Annotated in this window: 13 protein-coding genes and 1 tRNA gene; 5 read left to right on the top strand and 9 right to left on the bottom strand. The window is 59.9% G+C overall.

All coding sequences use genetic code 11. The annotated features are described in order from the left end of the window. The first annotated feature begins 189 nt into the window (after positions 1 to 189). Positions 190 to 266 (top strand) — tRNA-Val (locus ABOA88_RS04420). Between the two features lie 190 nt (positions 267 to 456). Here the strand turns inward: ABOA88_RS04420 and ABOA88_RS04415 are convergent. Then, positions 457 to 2199 (bottom strand): sensor domain-containing protein, encoded by a 1743-nt coding sequence (locus ABOA88_RS04415; RefSeq protein ID WP_367850990.1) that lies wholly within the window; start codon positions 2197 to 2199, stop codon positions 457 to 459. A gap of 730 nt (positions 2200 to 2929) precedes the next feature. On the opposite strand from ABOA88_RS04415, the gene ABOA88_RS04410 reads away from it, so the two are divergent. Beyond that, on the top strand, positions 2930 to 4030 hold the full coding sequence (locus ABOA88_RS04410) for a GlxA family transcriptional regulator (RefSeq protein ID WP_367850989.1): 1101 nt from the start codon (positions 2930 to 2932) through the stop codon (positions 4028 to 4030). A 52-nt stretch (positions 4031 to 4082) separates the two neighbouring features. On the opposite strand, the gene ABOA88_RS04405 is transcribed toward ABOA88_RS04410, so the two are convergent. The 8 genes from ABOA88_RS04405 to glaH form a co-directional block, all read right to left on the bottom strand. Next, positions 4083 to 4823, bottom strand: a complete 741-nt coding sequence (locus ABOA88_RS04405; RefSeq protein ID WP_196168621.1) for a c-type cytochrome — start codon at positions 4821 to 4823, stop codon at positions 4083 to 4085. A gap of 8 nt (positions 4824 to 4831) precedes the next feature. Beyond that, positions 4832 to 5776 carry a copper resistance protein B gene (locus tag ABOA88_RS04400; protein ID WP_367850988.1) on the bottom strand — a complete coding sequence of 315 codons (945 nt, stop codon included), beginning with the start codon at positions 5774 to 5776 and terminating at the stop codon, positions 4832 to 4834. Next, entirely contained in the window at positions 5766 to 6062 is a 297-nt protein-coding gene (locus ABOA88_RS04395; protein WP_367850987.1) for a hypothetical protein, read from the bottom strand. The genes ABOA88_RS04400 and ABOA88_RS04395 overlap by 11 nt, the downstream gene beginning before the upstream one ends. 14 nt (positions 6063 to 6076) lie before the next feature. After that, a complete protein-coding gene (locus ABOA88_RS04390; RefSeq protein WP_367850986.1) occupies positions 6077 to 7894 on the bottom strand; it encodes a copper resistance system multicopper oxidase in 1818 nt (605 codons plus the stop codon). Positions 7895 to 8101: 207 nt separating this feature from the next. Continuing rightward, entirely contained in the window at positions 8102 to 9355 is a 1254-nt protein-coding gene (locus ABOA88_RS04385) for an arsenic transporter (RefSeq protein WP_367850985.1), read from the bottom strand. Between the two features lie 7 nt (positions 9356 to 9362). Further along, positions 9363 to 10895: a sensor domain-containing diguanylate cyclase gene (locus ABOA88_RS04380; RefSeq protein WP_196168616.1), complete on the bottom strand. Its 1533-nt coding sequence runs from the start codon at positions 10893 to 10895 to the stop codon at positions 9363 to 9365. A gap of 405 nt (positions 10896 to 11300) precedes the next feature. Further along, positions 11301 to 12542 (bottom strand): L-2-hydroxyglutarate oxidase, encoded by a 1242-nt coding sequence (gene lhgO, locus ABOA88_RS04375; RefSeq protein ID WP_367850984.1) that lies wholly within the window; start codon positions 12540 to 12542, stop codon positions 11301 to 11303. A gap of 55 nt (positions 12543 to 12597) precedes the next feature. Beyond that, positions 12598 to 13584, bottom strand: a complete 987-nt coding sequence (gene glaH / locus ABOA88_RS04370) for a glutarate dioxygenase GlaH (protein WP_196168614.1) — start codon at positions 13582 to 13584, stop codon at positions 12598 to 12600. A gap of 180 nt (positions 13585 to 13764) precedes the next feature. Between glaH and csiR the strand changes: the two genes are divergently transcribed. From csiR to ABOA88_RS04355, 3 genes are all read left to right on the top strand, one after another. Next, positions 13765 to 14457: a DNA-binding transcriptional regulator CsiR gene (gene csiR / locus ABOA88_RS04365; protein ID WP_196168613.1), complete on the top strand. Its 693-nt coding sequence runs from the start codon at positions 13765 to 13767 to the stop codon at positions 14455 to 14457. A 350-nt stretch (positions 14458 to 14807) separates the two neighbouring features. Continuing rightward, positions 14808 to 15362 (top strand): helix-turn-helix domain-containing protein, encoded by a 555-nt coding sequence (locus ABOA88_RS04360; protein WP_070571203.1) that lies wholly within the window; start codon positions 14808 to 14810, stop codon positions 15360 to 15362. Positions 15363 to 15390: 28 nt separating this feature from the next. Further along, complete coding sequence (locus ABOA88_RS04355) at positions 15391 to 16737, top strand: glutamine synthetase family protein (protein ID WP_196168612.1); 1347 nt, start codon at positions 15391 to 15393, stop codon at positions 16735 to 16737. Positions 16738 to 16751: the final 14 nt, after the last annotated feature.

Genomic DNA, 16751 nt, shown 5'->3' with positions numbered 1-16751 from the left:
GGTCAAAGGCGGCTCTTGATGGAAAACGACAACATTCGCCGGTGTTGGCGGGAGTGCTACGGCGATAGGCGGGTGGCCTCGGGGCGCCGTCTTCGCCCCTGGTCTGGCACTGTTGGCAAAGTTTTTGATTTTTTTGAAAAAAGCGCTTTACAGGTGGGTGCCGCCCCCTTAATATGCGCGCCACACGACAGGCACATAGCTCAGTTGGTTAGAGCACCACCTTGACATGGTGGGGGTCGTTGGTTCGAGTCCAATTGTGCCTACCAAACAAAAGTCCCGGTTTTCCGGGCACGAAAAGGGCGATCCGAAAGGGTCGCCCTTTTTCGTTTGTAAAATTTTTGCAAAACCCTCGCCCAGGAAGGCCTTCAAGCTGACGGGGCGGGGGGTGAGACGTGCGCTTATCTCGACGTCAACCTGGACCTGTCCCATAACAACAGACAGGTCCAATGAACGTGTTTAGTGCACCACTTCAGGCGCCCGGTTGCAGGAGGCGGTGTGGCGAGGTTGGGTCTGTAACCACTCGATCAACGCCCCCAGTGGCAAGGGGCGGGCGAGCCAGAAGCCTTGGCCTTGTTCGCAGCCTTTGTCGCGAAGCCACTCAAGTTGAGCCTGCGTTTCGATACCCTCGGCCACTACCTGCATATCCAGCGCTTGGGCGATCCCCAGAATCGCTCGGACGATGGCCTGATCGGACGTATTGTCAGAAAGTTCTTTCACAAAAGAGCGATCAATTTTCAACTTATGGAATTGCAGGCCGCGCAGACGGCTCAAGGACGAGTAGCCGGTTCCGAAGTCGTCCATGGACAGTGAAATACCAGCGTGATTCAGTGCACGTGCGTGCTCGGTGACCAGCTCCAGATTGTGCATGGCGACATCTTCGGTGATTTCGATTTCCAGCCGGGTGGGCGGCAGGCGGGCTGCATCGCAATGGCTGATCACGGTTTGCACGAAGTCGTAACTGCAAAATGAACTGGCGTTGATATTCACCGCGACGGGGACGTCCAATAAGCCCTGCTCGATCAGTCCGGCGTTGTCTTGGCAGGCTTGACTCAGTGCCCAGCGCGTCAGCTCTGGCATCAGCCCATAGGTTTGCGCGATGGGTAGGAACTCATTCGGGGCAATGAGCGTGCCGCTGTGATCACGCCATCGTATCAAGGCTTCCAGTCCGCAAGGGGCTCGGCTTTGCAGGTCGAACTGCAATTGGTAATGCAACTCGAATTCTTCTTTCTGGATGGCCTCGCGCAACCGCGTCGATAGTTGGAAAACATGCTCTGATTTTTTTCGCATCTCCTGGTCGAACAGGCATGTCTGCATGCGATCACTGGACTTTGCCTGGTACATGGCAATGTCCGCAGCGCTGACCAACGCATCGCTGGTCTCCCCATGTTGGGGATACAAACTAATGCCGATACTGGCGCAGACCCTTAGTGGCATGTCATTGATGACGAAGGGGGCTTCCAAGCTATGCAGCAGGCGATGGGAGACCGCTTGCAGCGTGATTTCGTCGCTTGAGGTGATGAGGGCGATGAACTCATCGCCGCCAATTCGCCCCAAACTGTCGTTTTCGCGAAGGCTGGCACGAAAGCGCTCTGCGACTTGTGTCAGCACTTTATCGCCGATGGTATGGCTGTAGTTGTCGTTGATCTGCTTGAAGCCATCCAGATCGATATACAGCACGGCAAGTTGCTCGTGTTGGGTCTGGCATTGCAACAGTGCGTTGTCCAGGGTTTTGATCAGTTGATGGCGATTGAGGCAACCGGTGAGGCTGTCATGCGCAGCCAGTTGGATGATGCGCTCCGATAGCCGGCGCCGCTCGCTGATGTCATAGCAGATGCCGACAAAAGCCTTACGCCCATCGAACTGGAATTCGCTGACATTCAGGTACATGGGGAACTGGGAGCCGTCCTTGCGTTGCCCCACAACTTCTCGACCTACGCCAATTATTGTTCGATTCCCGGTTTTGGAATAATTGGCCAGATAACCGTCATGGGCGTTTGCATACGCCGTTGGCATCAAGCACGACACGTTTCGCCCGATGAGTTCTTCTTGCCCATAGCCAAAGTCTTGTTGGACCGAGCGGCTGACCGCTTGGACGATACCCCATTCATTAATGATTACCACGGTATGCATCGACGCATCGGTGAACACTTCAAACATGGAGAGGTCAATGTTGCACAGATCAGTTTTCAAGCGTTGCATTGCGCTTCAAATTCCTTTCGGTCCATGGTCAGGACGCTGCAATCTTGGTGTTGCGCAGTAGGGGGTTGTGCACTGAAAAAGTGTTTCAGTAATGGCTAAAACCACATGATTATTAAGTTTTTTAGAGGGTGGGTTTTGGCTGAAGAGAGGAAATCTTTCGCTGGCGGGTAATATTTTTATCAATGGTGGCCGTGCAGGTGCGGCAGGCACCTCTGGCCGAAGTCGCATGCGATAGGCTGCTTGGATAAAGGCCAATGGCCTTCCTTGCCTTATGGGTAGGGCGTTGGGGTGATCGATACGAAATCGGCTCCGCCGGGCAACACCCGGCAGGTCGCACCTGGGCAAAAAAATGACGTAAACAGATTACGTACCTTTTAAACCCAGCACGTACATTGACCCTCTAGAAAGTAAGAATAAGGCGTCGAACACTGCATGACCCATCCGGCCAATACGGCGAATTCAGTGATAGCCAAATCGTGTCGCTTCCAAAGCGAAAGCTTCTTTCACGTTGACGGTTCGCACCATGTTGGGGCTAAAAATAAGTTAGCGTGCTAAGCGGTATTGTTGAACAAGGGTTCAAAAAAAATCAACACGGCGTCTTTGCGACCGCAGGATTAACGTTGCTGTTTTCAAATAACTAAAAAAACAAATTTTAATATCTCGATTAACTCGAGAATTATTAAAAGTAGCCCGTCATGGGTGCTCGCCTGCCTGTCGAAGAGGTATCTGTATGTCGTCGCAAAAGGACGGAAAGCCTACTCAAAACGGCTTTCCTCCCCAGTCCATCGGCTTTCTTCTGCTGGACAGTTTTACGCTGATCTCCCTGGCATCCGCTGTCGAGCCGCTGCGCATGGCGAACCAGCTTTCTGGCCGTGAGCTCTACCGTTGGCACACCCTGACCGTCGATGGTGGCCAAGTCTGGGCCAGTGACGGCCTGCAGATCATCCCCGATGCCGCCATGCACAGCGCCCCCCCGATGGATACCGTGATTGTCTGCGGTGGCGTCGGCATCCAACGCACCGTCACCCGTGAACATATCGCTTGGCTACAGGCCCAGGCGCGCAAGTCGCGGCGCTTGGGCGGGGTATGCACCGGCAGTTGGGCGCTTGCCTGCGCCGGGCTGCTCGACGGTTTCGATTGCAGCGTGCATTGGGAGTGCCTGGGCGCGATGCAGGAGGCCTTTCCGCGGGTCAACATGAGTACCCGCTTGTTCAGCCTGGATCGCAACCGCTTCACCAGTTCGGGAGGCACAGCCCCCTTGGACATGATGCTGCACCTGATCAGTCGTGAACACGGTCGTGAACTCTCGGCGGCCATTTCCGAGATGTTCGTGTACGAGCGTATTCGTAATGAGCAGGATCATCAGCGTGTGCCGCTCAAGCATATGCTCGGCACCAATCAGCCGAAGTTGCAGGAAATTGTCGCGTTGATGGAGGCCAATCTGGAGGAGTTGATTGATCTGGATGAGCTGGCCAAGTATGTGAATATCTCACGGCGCCAACTTGAACGATTGTTTCAGAAAAACCTGAACTGCACCCCCTCCCGTTATTATCTGCGGTTGCGTCTTGTTCGGGCGCGTCAATTACTCAAGCAAACGCACATGTCAATCATCGAGGTGGCCTCCGTGGTGGGCTTTGTCTCCACGCCGCACTTTTCCAAGTGCTATCGGGAATACTTCGGGGCGCCACCGAAAAACGAAAGAGCCACCTCCAATACTTCGCAAAAGCTGCTGGATGACGACGAGGCACAGGTGCCAGACGACACCACTAAAAGTTCGCTCGACCACGCACAAAGCGAGTCGACTTTCGCGAGCGTGAAGTTAAAACTTTAACCCTGCGCACAGCGGGTAGGGGGAGCAAGCGGCCCGACCCGCCAGTGACCCTTCAGTTTGCGTGGGTGTGCTCTTTTCCATCACGGTGGACATGCGTCTTTGGCGTAGACGTGGCGGGGTGGCCATCGCCCGTTCCGCCTTCGCCATGCCCATCGTGGTGACCTGATTTGGCGGAGTCTGGGGTCGGATGGTGCGCCTTCGATTGCTCTGCACCGTGACCGTGGTGGCCACCGTGCTGGTCTGCAGCGCTGTGCATCGCGCTCTCACCACCGCCGTGCTGGTGGCCGCCACTGTTCGCCACCATCGCCTGGTACTGCTGAGCGTCCATCTGGGGCAGTTGATCGAGGAAGGCGACGATTCCCCAGATGTACTGATCCCCCATGCTCTTGCCCCACGCCGGCATGCCTGTGGCCTTGATGCCATGCTTGATGGTCCAGAACGCCACGGCGGGATTATCACCGGCCCCGATGTTGGTCAGGTTCGGAGGCGGGGGGTAGAGCGCTTGGCTGAGTTCGGTCTGGTCAACCCCAGGGGCGAGGTGGCACCCGACGCACATGGCGTTGTAGTTGCCCGCTCCCGTGCGGATCAGTGCTTCATCCTTGAGGTTCGGCACCTCGATGTCCCTGGCGCGCACTTCGATGGAGCGCTCCCGGGCCATGACCAGGAAGGCATGCACGGCGGGGAAGTGGGGATCATCGGCCCCCACGTTGACCAGGCCCGAGTAGGCGGCGCCCAACACGGCGGCACTCGCTGCGGCGCCGGCGGCCACGAGGGTTGTCATTGTTCTTTTCATTTAAGGTCTCAGAACCACATCCGAATCCCGGCAACGAAGCGCGCCTCTTCCACATCCCCGTCTTCGTCGCGAATCAGGTCAGCGGTCTTGCCGTAGGAGCGGCTCCAGGTAACGCCGATGTACGGCGCGAATTGACGAACGATTTCATAACGCAGACGCAGGCCGAACTCGGTATTGGCAAGGCCCGAACCGACGCCGCGCGCAGGATCGTTCTTGCCGTAGAAGTTGGCCTCGGCGATGGGCTGTAGGATCAGGCGATTGGTCAACAGAATGTCGTACTCGCCCTCAAGACGCGCGGCTGTCTGACCATTCTCGCCAATAAACGCAGTGGCTTCGGCTTCGAAGTCGTAAAGCGCCATGCCCTGCACACCAAACGCAGCCCAGGTCTGCGGTGATTCGGGCTGGAAATCCTGGCGAACCCCGGCAACCACGTCCCACCAAGGGCTGATGGAGCGGCCATAGAGCAATTGCAACTCGGCATCCTCGGTCACCCCGTTGGTCCGTTCGCCTTCGGAGCGGATCCACAGTCGATTGATATCGCCCCCCACCCATCCCGAGGCATTCCAGGCCAGCGCGCTGCCTTCGTCCGCGTCCTGATATTCCAGCTGATCCAGCAGGAAGAAGCTGTTGATCGCGCTGTCGTGCATCTTGTGTCCGTCCAGCGGTGGAAACGCTGCCTTGCGGTCGGCGTCCGTGAGAACCGGAATGGGGGTTCGACTGGTCGTTCGGGGGGCGTCGTCGGTGCCATGGTCCATCATTGAATGATCCATGGCATCGTGGTCCATCCCCTCCATGCTGCCCTGGCCCATCTTGCCGTGGTCCATGCCTTGCATGGCGCCGTGGTCCATCGAGGAGTGCTCCATTTCTTCAGCCGCGAAGCTCGGTGCCCCGCTCAGTGCGCTGAGGGAGATGGCCAGTGCCATGAGCGAGGGGCGTACCCGCCTATTGGTCATCTTTCCCCGCCTTGGCTTTGTCGCCGCCCTGCGATTCCATCATCTTGCGGTGGTCCATGCCTTTCATAGCGTCATGGTCCATGCCTTTCATCTTGCCGTGATCCATGCCTTTCATCGAGCCATGGTCCATACCCTTCATGGCATCGTGCTTGCCTACAGCCTCGGTGGATTTCTGGACGTGCTGCTCATGTTCATCGCTAGACCAAGAGGATGGGGCGTAGACCGCCAGCAGGCCTGCCAGTGCAGCAGAGAAGACCAAGGCGTTTCGTTTCATGGGTTTGCTCATTTCAGATCTCCAGTTCATTCGTCCACACGAACTTCTCGGAACATGCCCATTTCCATGTGGAACAGCAGGTGGCAGTGGTAGGCCCAACGACCCAAGGCATCCGCCGTCACGCGGTAGGTTCGTTTGGAGCCTGGGGGGATATCGATCGTATGTTTTCGGACCATGAAGTTGCCGTGTTCATCCTCCAGGTCGCTCCACATGCCATGCAGGTGGATGGGGTGAGTCATCATGGTGTCGTTCACCAGCGTGATGCGAAGACGCTCGCCATACCTCAGGCGCAGCGGCTCGGCATCGGAGAACTTGATGCCGTCGAAAGACCAGGCGAACTTTTCCATGTGACCGGTCAGGTGCAGTTCCACGGTCCGCCCCGGCTCACGACCGTCCGGATCAGCGAAGGTGCTTCGCAGGTCCGCGTAGGTCAGCACACGGCGGCCGTTGTTGCGCAGGCCGATTCCGGGATCGTTGAGCTTTGGCGTCGGGGTCATGGTCTGCATGTCGACCAGAGGGTTGTTGGTTTCCGACGCAGGGTGGGTCTGCATGGCACCGTCCATGCCCGCCATACTGCCATGGTCCATTCCGGCCATCTGGCTGTGATCCATGCCCGCCATGCTGCCGTGGTCCATGCCGGCCATCTGGCTGTGATCCATGCCCGCCATGCTGCTGTGGTCCATGCCGGCCATCTGGCTGTGATCCATGCCCGCCATGCTGCCGTGGTCCATACCCATGTCGCTCATCGAGATGAGCGGGCGTGGATCGACTGCGGGGACGGGCGCCTGCAGGCCTTCGCGCACCGCCAAGGTGCCCCTGGAATACCCGGTACGGTCCATGGACTGAGCGAAAATGGTATACGCCTGCGCGTCCTCGGGTTCGACGATGACATCGTAGGTTTCCGCCACGGCGATTCGGAATTCGTCGACCGAGACGGGATCGACGTGCTGACCATCCGCCGCGACGACAGTCATCTTCAAGCCGGGGATCCGCACATCGAAATAGGTCATGGCCGAGCCGTTGATGAAGCGCAGCCGAATTTTCTCGCCGGGTTTGAAAAGGCCGGTCCAGTTTCCGTCAGGGGCCTGGCCGTTCATGAGGTAGGTGTAGGTATAGCCACTGACATCTGCAAGGTCGGTGGGGCTCATCTTCATCTGGGCCCACATCTTGCGATCGGCCATGGCCGCCGACCAGCCCATTTCGCTGACATCGTCGACGAAGTCGCCAACGGTACGCTTGTGGAAGTTGTAGTAGTCGGACTGTTTCTTGAGCTTGGACAGAACCCGGGCAGGATCCTCATCGGTCCAATCGCTGAGCATGACCACGTAATCGCGATCATAGGTAAACGGCTCGGGCTCCTTGGCATCGATGACCAGCGCGCCATACACCCCGACCTGTTCCTGAAGGCCAGAGTGACTGTGGTACCAGTAGGTGCCGTTCTGCTGGACCTTGAACCTGTACTCGTACATGCCGTCGGGGGCGATGCCATGAAAACTCAGCCCTGGCACCCCGTCCATGTTCGCCGGCAGGATGATGCCGTGCCAGTGGATGGAGGTGTCCTGCTTCAAGCGGTTGCGTACACGCAGCGTGACGGTGTCGCCCTCGCGCCAACGGAGAATGGGGCCCGGCAGCGAGCCGTTGATGGCCATGGCCGTACGCGCGGCGCCGGTGATGTTGACCGGCAGGTCTGCGATATACAGGTCGAACTCGGTGCCTGTCAGCACGCTGGGTTGGCCAGGGCTGGCCACGGCCCAGACCGGCGTGCGCCACATGCCCAATCCACCCAGTAGTCCGGTCGCGGCCAGGCCTTTGACGAAGGATCGTCTTGTGGTTTTGCTTTGCATGCCGTTGCGTCCAGTCAGTCAGATGTTGGCTGATGTGCGGGCTATCGGGTCAGCGTCCTTGGTCCCGATAGCACTCACACTTTCTAAGCTTTACGTTAGACAGGCAGCGCTGTCAGAAAGCTGAGCTCAACATTACAGATCTGTCAGGTATTGGCGGACGGTATCAGGCCCTTGCTCAAGGTCGAGCTGAGCGCCCCGGCTTTCCACTCAGAGCATCAACGCCAACAATGCAGCAGCCAGCGCTGGCGGCATCACCAGCAGACCCAGACGCAGGAAGCGCCAGGCACTGACATGCTCGCCTTCGCGACGGATTGCCACCAGCCACAGCAGGGTCGCCAGGGAGCCTGTGATCGACAGGTTCGGGCCCAGGTCCACACCAATCAGCAGTGCGGCTGTCGTCTGCCTGGGTAGCTCGACCAGATGCCCCATGGCCCCGGCAATCAGCCCGGTGGGCAGGTTGTTCATCAGGTTGCTGGCAAGGGCGACGCCCACGCCTGCGGCCCAGCTGGCCTGGGTGGGTGCGTACTGGGCCCGTGCCGCCAGGGCCTGAGCCAGCCGGTCGATGACGCCGGTCTGGGCCACGGCTTCGACGAGCACGAACAACCCTGCCACCAGCGGCAGCACGCCCCAGGCCACATGCCTGAGCACCGGCACCGGGCTACGTCGCTGACGCAGGTGGATCAGCCCGGTGGTGGCCAGACCTGCGCAAAAGGTGGGCAGCCCCAAGGGCGTGTCCAGTGCCGACGCCGTCAGCAACAGGGTGCCGGTCAGCACAATCCCCACGGCGCTCAGCCTGGCTCCTTGGGACAGGGGCTGCGGGTCGATCTCCAAGGCCAAGGGTTGGCGAATCTGTCGGCGCAGGGTGATCCGCAGGACCGCGTAGGTCAGGCCAATGGCCGCCAGCGACGGCAAGGTGAACTGCCTGAGCCACTCCAGTAGCGGCGGCATCTGGCTGCCGAACACGACCAGGTTGGCGGGGTTGGAAATCGGCAACACGAAGCTGGCGGCGTTGGCGATGAAGGCGCAGATGAACAGGTACGGCAGCGGTTCGGCCTTGGCCGCCCGGCAGGCGGCGTAGACTGCCGGGGTCAGCACCACGGCAGTGGCATCGTTGGAGAGGAACACGGTGACCAGCGTGCCCACCAGAAACACCAAGTCGAACAAGCGCTGCCCGGAGCCACGGGCATGGCCCACCGCGTACCGGGCCAGCCAGTCGAACAAACCTTCCTGTCGTGCCAGTTCGGCCAGCACCATCATGCCGATGAGAAACAGATACACATCACCGCCTTCGGCGATGGCGGCCAGGGCATGGTGCAATGGAATCAGCCCCAGGCCTGTCAGCAGCAGTGCGCCTCCCATGGCCCAGACGTATTCAGGGATGCGCCAGGGGCGCAGGATGACGCCACAGGTGGCCAGGGCGGCCACGGTCCAGATGATGAGTGAGGGGTTGGAGAGTGTCATGCTCGATTCATTGTCCAGCGGGTAGGGAAACGTCGGTCGGCGTGCCGACATGCAGGCGATTGCGGCCCGCCTGCTTGGCGGTATAGAGCGCCTGGTCGGCGCGTTCGAGCAGCGATTGGCTGCTGTCGAGGGAGGTACCGGCCGCGCAGGCGATGCCGATACTGGCGGTCACCTGGCCAAAAGGGCTGCCTTGGTGGGCGATGGACGCCATGGCCAGGCACTCGAGCATCAGCCGTGCCACGATGGCGGCACCGTCGCAGTCGGTGTCGGGCAGGACCACCGTCATTTCTTCGCCCCCATAACGTGCCAGCAGGTCGCACGGGCGACGGATGCAGCTGGCGAGCAGGCCGGCGATTTGCTGCAGGCAGGCATCGCCGGCCGGATGGCCATAGGTGTCGTTGTAGCGTTTGAAATGGTCGATATCGATCATCAGCAAGGACAGCGGCGTCCCATTTCGACGGGCTCTTCGAATCTCCTCGGCCAGCACCTCGTCGAAGCGGCGCCGGTTGGCGAGGCCGGTCAGGGCATCGAGCATCGCCTGGCGTTCGAGCTGTTGATTGCTGTCGAGCAACTGTTGTTGGGTCTCCCTGAGTTCGCTTTCTACGGCGGTCCGTCGGCCCATGGCACGAATCAGCAGCCAGCCGATGGCGCCGGTGAGGGCGAGCAGTCCGCAGACCACCAACGCCGACAGCTGCGCCTCGAAGCGCCAGGCCGCGAGCGCCTCGCGCTTGCCCAGGGCGACCGTTGTCACCAGGGGGAGGGTGTCGCTCTTGCGAAACGCATACAGGCGCTCCACGCCGTCCAGGCTGGAGGTGAACGAGGCCGTGCCCACTGACTGGTCGACGAGGTACTTGGCATAGATGGGCGATTTGGAGAAGTTGCGGCCCATGTCCTGTTCGCGAAACGGGTAGCGCACCAGTATTGCCCCATCGGTGTACGAAAGCCCGATGGCGCCGTCATGGCCCACGTCCAGCTGGCCGAACAGGTGCAGGAAGTTCTCCACGCCCAGCGTCACGGCAACGACGCCGGCGAAATCGCCATGGGCATCGTTGAAGCGTCGGCTGATGGTGATGACCCATTCCTGGTTGGTGCGACTGCGGATGGGAAGGCCAATGAACGGCTCGCGGGAAGGATCGTCGCGGTGATGGATGAAATAGGCGCGGTCGCTGCTGTTGGCACCGACGGGCATGGGGCTATTGGAGGACATGAGCCAGCGTCCATCCTTGTCATAGATGGCGATGCCGCTCAATTGCGGCATCAACGGGTGCTGGCGGCTCACCAGCTGGCTCAGGCGTTCGATCTGCGAAGGCCCGCTGCCTTCGGTTTCCAGCCGCTCGACGAGGCCGAGCAACAGCAGCGAGCTCTGGCGCACGATGCCTTCGGAATAGGTGGATAGTGCCTGGGTGAGGTTCAGTCCGTGGGTATTGATGTCTTCCAGTGCCTGCTCGCGAGAGGCCATGACCTTCCACAGTGTCAACGATGCAAGCGAACAACCGATGATCGACAGCAGCAGAACAACGAGGTGGATGTCACGCTTCACGTGGATACCTGATGGGAATTCCGATTTCTCTTGCGGGTTGCGAATGCCCCGGGTAGTCGCAAAGGGCGCTCCGGCCCTGTGCCGCACATCAAGCAGTACCTCGACAAAGCTGCTTGACGCCTGACACTGCCACGCGTGGCTAACCTAGCGGTCAAGAAGTAACCAGCTGGTCCAATTTGCGAAATATAACACTGCTTATGTCGGAGTGTCTGACAGATATTATGAAGAATACGTCAGATGACTGCCTGCTGGATCATTGCTTCCAGCAGGCAGTCCGGCGGGGATCAAAGCATGAAAACGGCGAGCAGCAGAATGGCCAGGGCAAGCAGTTCCAGTCGGTGGCCCTGGGTCAGTCTTGCCAGCCAGAGGAAGGTCGAACGACCTTCCGGACGCAACAGTCTGTGTTCAGACGGCTTGGGCCTGAAGTGCCGGCACGGACGTTTTCTTGAATTCATCGCCGACGATTTCCTGGACCTTGGACACGATGTAGGCCCCGATCGGAATGGCTGAGGTGGCCGCTGGGGAAGGCGCGTTGCAGACGTTGACGCTCCGGGCGGTGTTGACGAACAGGAAGTCATCGATGAGCTTCCCGTCATTGGATACCGCCTGGGCGCGCACGCCGGCCGGGTAGGGCTTGAGGTGTTTCTTCTCAAGGCTCGGGCAATACTTTTGCACGGTCTTGAGGTAGGCCCCCTTGAGCAGCGAGTTCTTCATCTCGATCAGCCCCGGACGGAGATTGTCCTTGAGCACTTTGCGGATACCACGGTGCCCCAGCATGCTGCCCAAGTCGCTCAGGGAGACATCGGATTTGCGATAGCCTTCGCGCTTCATGGCCAGCACCGCATTCGGGCCGACGGTGACGGTGCCATCGATCATCCGGGTCAGGTGTACACCCAGGAACGGCATGGACGGGTCCGGGATCGGGTAGATCAAGTGATTGACGATCCGGTTGTGCTCCGGTGGCAGTAGGTAGTACTCGCCTCGGAACGGGCAGATGGTAAAACCTGGCTCCACACCGAGCATGCGTACGACCCGGTCAGCCATCAGGCCCGAGCACGACACCAGGTAGCGGGTCGTGTAAGTGCCCCGGTCGGTCTTGACGACGATCGAGTCCGCCTGTTCGACCAGTCCGGTGACTTCGGTATCGAACTGCAGGGTGCCGCCTTTTTTCTCGAACTGCCTGGCCATCTGAGCCGTCACCGCGGCGTAGTTCACGATGGCGCTGGAGGGCACGAAGATACCGCCCAGGCCAACGATGTTCGGCTCGCGTTCGCGAAGCTCGCCGGCCGACAGCCAGTGACGCTCCAGGCCATTGGCCGCAGTGCGCTCCCACAGGGCGCGCATGCGCTGTATCTCCAGCTCGTTGGTGGCCACGAGCAGTTTTCCGCAGTTGTCGTAGGGAATGGCATGCTCATCGCAGAAGCGTTTGGTGGCCTTGTTGCCTTCCAGGCAGAACTTCGCTTTCAGGCTACCGGGCGTGTAGTAGACGCCCGCATGAATCACACCACTGTTATGGCCGGTCTGGTGCTGGGCTGGGCTGCTCTCTTTCTCGAGCAGCAGCAGGCGCGCCTCGGGGTACTGGTCGGCCAGCTGCATCGCGGTCGACATGCCGACGATACCGCCGCCGATGATCACGAAATCGTACATGAGTCTGTTCCTTGCAGATGACCTCGGGCCGTAGGCGCCGAGGCCACACTGAGCATCAGTTGGAGGTCTGGCCCCGGTGGTGTTCCATTTTCGGGAAGCTGAAGTAGCCACGCTGGCGCATCAACTCGCGACGCAGGCCAGGGTGAGCGACGAAGCGGTCACGGCCGTGCAGCCAGAACAGATTGTTGATCAGCAGGAACGAGCCGACTGGGACCGGAATCGACACCTTGTGCGCACTGCCTTCGAGCGACTCGCCCAACTGGAACAGCCAGGTGCCTTCCTCGTAGTTTTCAGGCTGCACGAACTGGTCGATGTAGCGCATGGTCGGGCGACCCACCGAGTCGGTATCGAACACGGCATGGAATACATCCTCGCGGGTGTTCTTGCTCGGTGGCGCGGTCCAGCGCATCACTCGACGGGCCAGCGGGTGCTTGTAGAAGCGGTCCAGGTCAGCCCAGTCGTCCAGGTGCAGCAACAGGGAGTTGCCGCCTTCCATGTTCTGCTCGTCGATTTTCATCATCAGCACATAGTCGGTGATCTGGTTCACGAAGGTGCCGTCGTTGTGCAGTTCCATCACCCGGTGTGGCTGGCGCAGGTAGCTGTCGGAGTTGTCGACGTTCTCGACCACGAAGCGCGCGTAGAACTGGCCGCTCATGGCATCGAAGTTCGAACGGCCCAGCAGATGTGCCACAGCGGTGGAGAGTTTCACCATGTCTTCAGCCTGGGTGACGTTGTCCAGGCCCTCAGGGGTGACCAGCAGGCCGCCGGTGCTGCGATCGAGCAGAGTGTTGACGATGACCGGGCGCAAGGTGCCCTGGCACAGGTCGTCGAGGATCTTGCCGAACTGGAAGCGCAGGAACGATTTGTACTCCAAGGCCTGGACCGGCCATTGGGCGACGGCGGCGACGAAGGCGTCGACGGTTTCCTTGGCAAAGCGCAGTTCCAGCAGGCGTTCGGACTGGGAGGTCGACTGCAAGGTGAAACCGTGCAGCAGGGCAGGTTGCTCGAGGACAGGCATATCGATGTGGGTAAGGGCGTTCATGGCGACTCCTTGTTAACCGGGCGGTTGAGAGGACGGGTCAGGTCGTGGAGCAAAAATATCGCCGAAATTCAAAAATGTCTACATTTTTAAAAATCATCTTAATTTTAGGATTTTGTACACGATCTGCGTGTCAGGACGGAGTCCGGTATGATAGGCGCGCCTAGCAAGAGAGCCCTCTGGATGGACCACACAGACCTCGCTGAAACCGCATCAGACGCCGCTTATTCGCGCTTGAAATCCGACATCCTCCGTGGCGTCTTCCGCCCCGGGGAAAAACTCTTGATGAGCGCCTTGAAAGACCGTTATGCCGTCGGTGTGGGGCCGATGCGCGAGGTGCTGGCGCGGTTGGTGGCAGAGCGGTTGGTCAGTGCGATCAATCAGAAGGGCTATCGGGTGGCACCGATGTCGTTGGACGAGATGCTCGATGTCTACACCGCCCGGGCTCACCTGGAGGCCTTGATCGTGGGGCTGGCGGTAGAGAAGGGCGATGAAGCCTGGGAGGCGTCCATCGTGGCGTGCTCGCACACGCTTTCGAAGGTGGTCGAGTTGCACAGTCCGCAGGAAATGGTCGATATCTGGGATGCCCGGCACAAGGCCTTCCACAATGCCATTGCCAGTGGTTGCGGCTCCAAGAGCCTGCTGCAGGCGCGTGCCTTCCTGCAGGATCAGGCCGAACGCTACCGGCAGATCTGGCTCAAGCGCACGGTGCTGTCCGAAGAGGCGTTGCGGCTCAAGCGCGAAGAGCACGCCGAGCTGGTCAGTACCATCCTGGGGCGCGATGCCGCCAAGGCCAGCAAGATGATGTTGGAGCATTTGATGACGCCGGTGCCGATCATCACGCAGATCATCGAACGCGAATCCGACATCTTGTAGCGAAAACAGCAGGCGAGTGCTTCACACTCGATCGCAGGGTTCGCCAGCTCCCGCGAACCCTGCCGCTGCGTCTTCGGTGTAGAACCGACCTCACCTCGGGAGCTGGCCTCAGCCTCTCCAGCGAAATCCTGGCCTTGTCGCGTAGGGGCTGGCGAAGCCTGCGATGGGCGCGCAACGCGGCCCCAGTTCCCTCAGGATGGCCGCGCGCCTGACGCCCCGACCTCATCTGAACATGCCTGCACCCTTGCTCGCGGTGGCAGTCGTTTGCTGCGCCTGGCTTGACGCGTGAAATTTTTCATGTATTTTTTCATGAAAAATAAATCCAATAATTTCACGGCTGCCTCTGAGCGATGAAGATGGACGAAGAAGTTGAAGCCTTGGCGATCCTCATTCATGACCTGCGCAAGTTCAAGAATCTGACGCTGGGCGAGCTGGCTGAACGCATCGACCGTTCGGTTGGCTTTCTTTCCCAAGTTGAACGGGGTGTTTCGCGCCCGACCGTGGCTGACCTCACCGCCATCAGCGAAACACTCGGCGTCTCGACCGCGTATTTCTACAACCTGAGCAAGCCCCGCGCCGTCAGCTGGGTGACTCGCCCTCATGAGCGGCGCACGTTGTACTTCGGTTCGGGCATCACCGATGTGCTGGCCTCACCGACGATCTCGGGCGCCTTCTCGATGCTCGACAGCCGCCTTGAGCCTGGTGCGAGCAGTGGCGCAGAGCACCTGAGCGATCGCTCGGAGCAAGGCTGCTTTGTGCTCGAGGGCGAACTGACGGTCTGGCTGGACGACGGCGACGCCGTGACGCTGCACGCCAATGACAGCTTCCAGCTGCAACCTCACGCGCGTTTGCGATACGCCAACCTCACGGACAGGCTCACCCGCGTGCTCTGGGTCTTCAACTGAATTCGTTTCACCTCACAAGGACAAGAAGATGAGTGTCATCTTTCCGGATCTGCTGACTGAAGTGCGCGCTTTCCGCGCCCAACACCCAGACGTGCGTTACGTCGACCTGATTGCGCTGGATATTCCCGGGCATTTCTATGGCAAGCGCTACCCCATGGACATGCTGGAGAAAGTGGCCGCAGGCGCCCCTTTGAAGTTGCCGCAGAACTGTGTGTTGCTGGGCACCCAGGGCGGCCTCTACAAGATTGGTGACTATTGCTTTGCCGATGGTGACCCGGATGCACCGCGGCGCCTGGTGCCTGGCACCCTGAAACCGGTGCGCTGGGAAAACGAGGCGATCGCCCAGATGATGATCACCTCCGATGGCACCGCCAAGCCCATCGAGTTCGAACCCCGTGAGGTGCTGGCCCGGGTGCTGCAGCGTCTGGCCCGTCGTGGCATTCGCCCGGTGGTTGCCTTTGAGCTTGAGTTCTACCTGTTCGACCGCGCGCTCAAGGACGGCCTGCCGCAGTACCCACGCGATGGCGCTACCGACGACCAGGACGACCAGCCGAACATGCACATCGAACGGCTGTCGCGATTCTCGTCCGTGCTGCATGAGATGGTGGATGTCGCCAACGAGCAGGGTGTACCGGCGAACGTCATCACCGCGGAACTTGGCCCTGGCCAGTTCGAGATCAACTTCTCTCACAGTGAGGATGCGCTGAGCGCGGCGGACTGGTCGGCCTTGTTCTGCCGCAGTACGCGCGGTGTCGCCATGAAACATGGCTATCGCGCCAGCTTCATGAGCAAACCCTACCTGGACGCCCCGGGCAGCGGCATGCATGTGCATGTCAGTCTCTACGATGAGGCCGGCAACAACTTGTTGGCCGGCTACGGGCAACGCAACCTGCGCCATGCCGTCGCCGGTTGCCTGGAGCTGCTGCCCCATTGCATGCCGATCTTCGCCCCTAATCACAACGCCTACCGCCGCTACGGTGCCATGGTCAACGCCGCGAGTGTGGCCAGTTGGGGCTTCGAGGACCGCGATGCGTGCATTCGCATTCCCGAGTCCGATCCACGCAACCTGCGCATCGAGCACCGTCTCGCCGGCGCCGATGCCAACCCGTACCTGGTGCTGGCGGCCATCCTCACCGGCATGGAGCATGGCCTTGATCGCGGTGTGGAGCCCATCGCACCGCTCAACGACGACCGCACGAGCGGTATCGATTTCCCCAAGGACGCCCTGAGCGCGGTGGCTGCCATGCGCAACCATCCGGTGGTGAACGAGGGGCTGGGCAGTGAGTTCGTGATGGTCTATTGCGAAAACAAACGCCAGGAACAACTGGATTTCATGAACGCTATCAACGCGCGTGAATATCGCTGGTTCTTGTAAGTATTCGATTCACC

This window comes from Pseudomonas sp. PKS, assembly GCF_051913525.1.
Classification (GTDB): Bacteria; Pseudomonadota; Gammaproteobacteria; order Pseudomonadales; family Pseudomonadaceae; genus Aquipseudomonas; species Aquipseudomonas guariconensis_D.
Note: the sequence above shows the minus strand (reverse complement) of the source record. Positions and strands in the feature narration are given on the sequence as shown.

Coding starts and splice junctions, on each gene's coding strand:
- ABOA88_RS04415 (WP_367850990.1), bottom strand. CDS start 2,199: ATGCAACGCTTGAAAACTGATCTGTGCAACATTGACCTCTCCATGTTT.
- ABOA88_RS04410 (WP_367850989.1), top strand. CDS start 2,930: ATGTCGTCGCAAAAGGACGGAAAGCCTACTCAAAACGGCTTTCCTCCC.
- ABOA88_RS04405 (WP_196168621.1), bottom strand. CDS start 4,823: ATGAAAAGAACAATGACAACCCTCGTGGCCGCCGGCGCCGCAGCGAGT.
- ABOA88_RS04400 (WP_367850988.1), bottom strand. CDS start 5,776: ATGACCAATAGGCGGGTACGCCCCTCGCTCATGGCACTGGCCATCTCC.
- ABOA88_RS04395 (WP_367850987.1), bottom strand. CDS start 6,062: ATGAGCAAACCCATGAAACGAAACGCCTTGGTCTTCTCTGCTGCACTG.
- ABOA88_RS04390 (WP_367850986.1), bottom strand. CDS start 7,894: ATGCAAAGCAAAACCACAAGACGATCCTTCGTCAAAGGCCTGGCCGCG.
- ABOA88_RS04385 (WP_367850985.1), bottom strand. CDS start 9,355: ATGACACTCTCCAACCCCTCACTCATCATCTGGACCGTGGCCGCCCTG.
- lhgO (WP_367850984.1), bottom strand. CDS start 12,542: ATGTACGATTTCGTGATCATCGGCGGCGGTATCGTCGGCATGTCGACC.
- glaH (WP_196168614.1), bottom strand. CDS start 13,584: ATGAACGCCCTTACCCACATCGATATGCCTGTCCTCGAGCAACCTGCC.
- csiR (WP_196168613.1), top strand. CDS start 13,765: ATGGACCACACAGACCTCGCTGAAACCGCATCAGACGCCGCTTATTCG.
- ABOA88_RS04360 (WP_070571203.1), top strand. CDS start 14,808: ATGAAGATGGACGAAGAAGTTGAAGCCTTGGCGATCCTCATTCATGAC.
- ABOA88_RS04355 (WP_196168612.1), top strand. CDS start 15,391: ATGAGTGTCATCTTTCCGGATCTGCTGACTGAAGTGCGCGCTTTCCGC.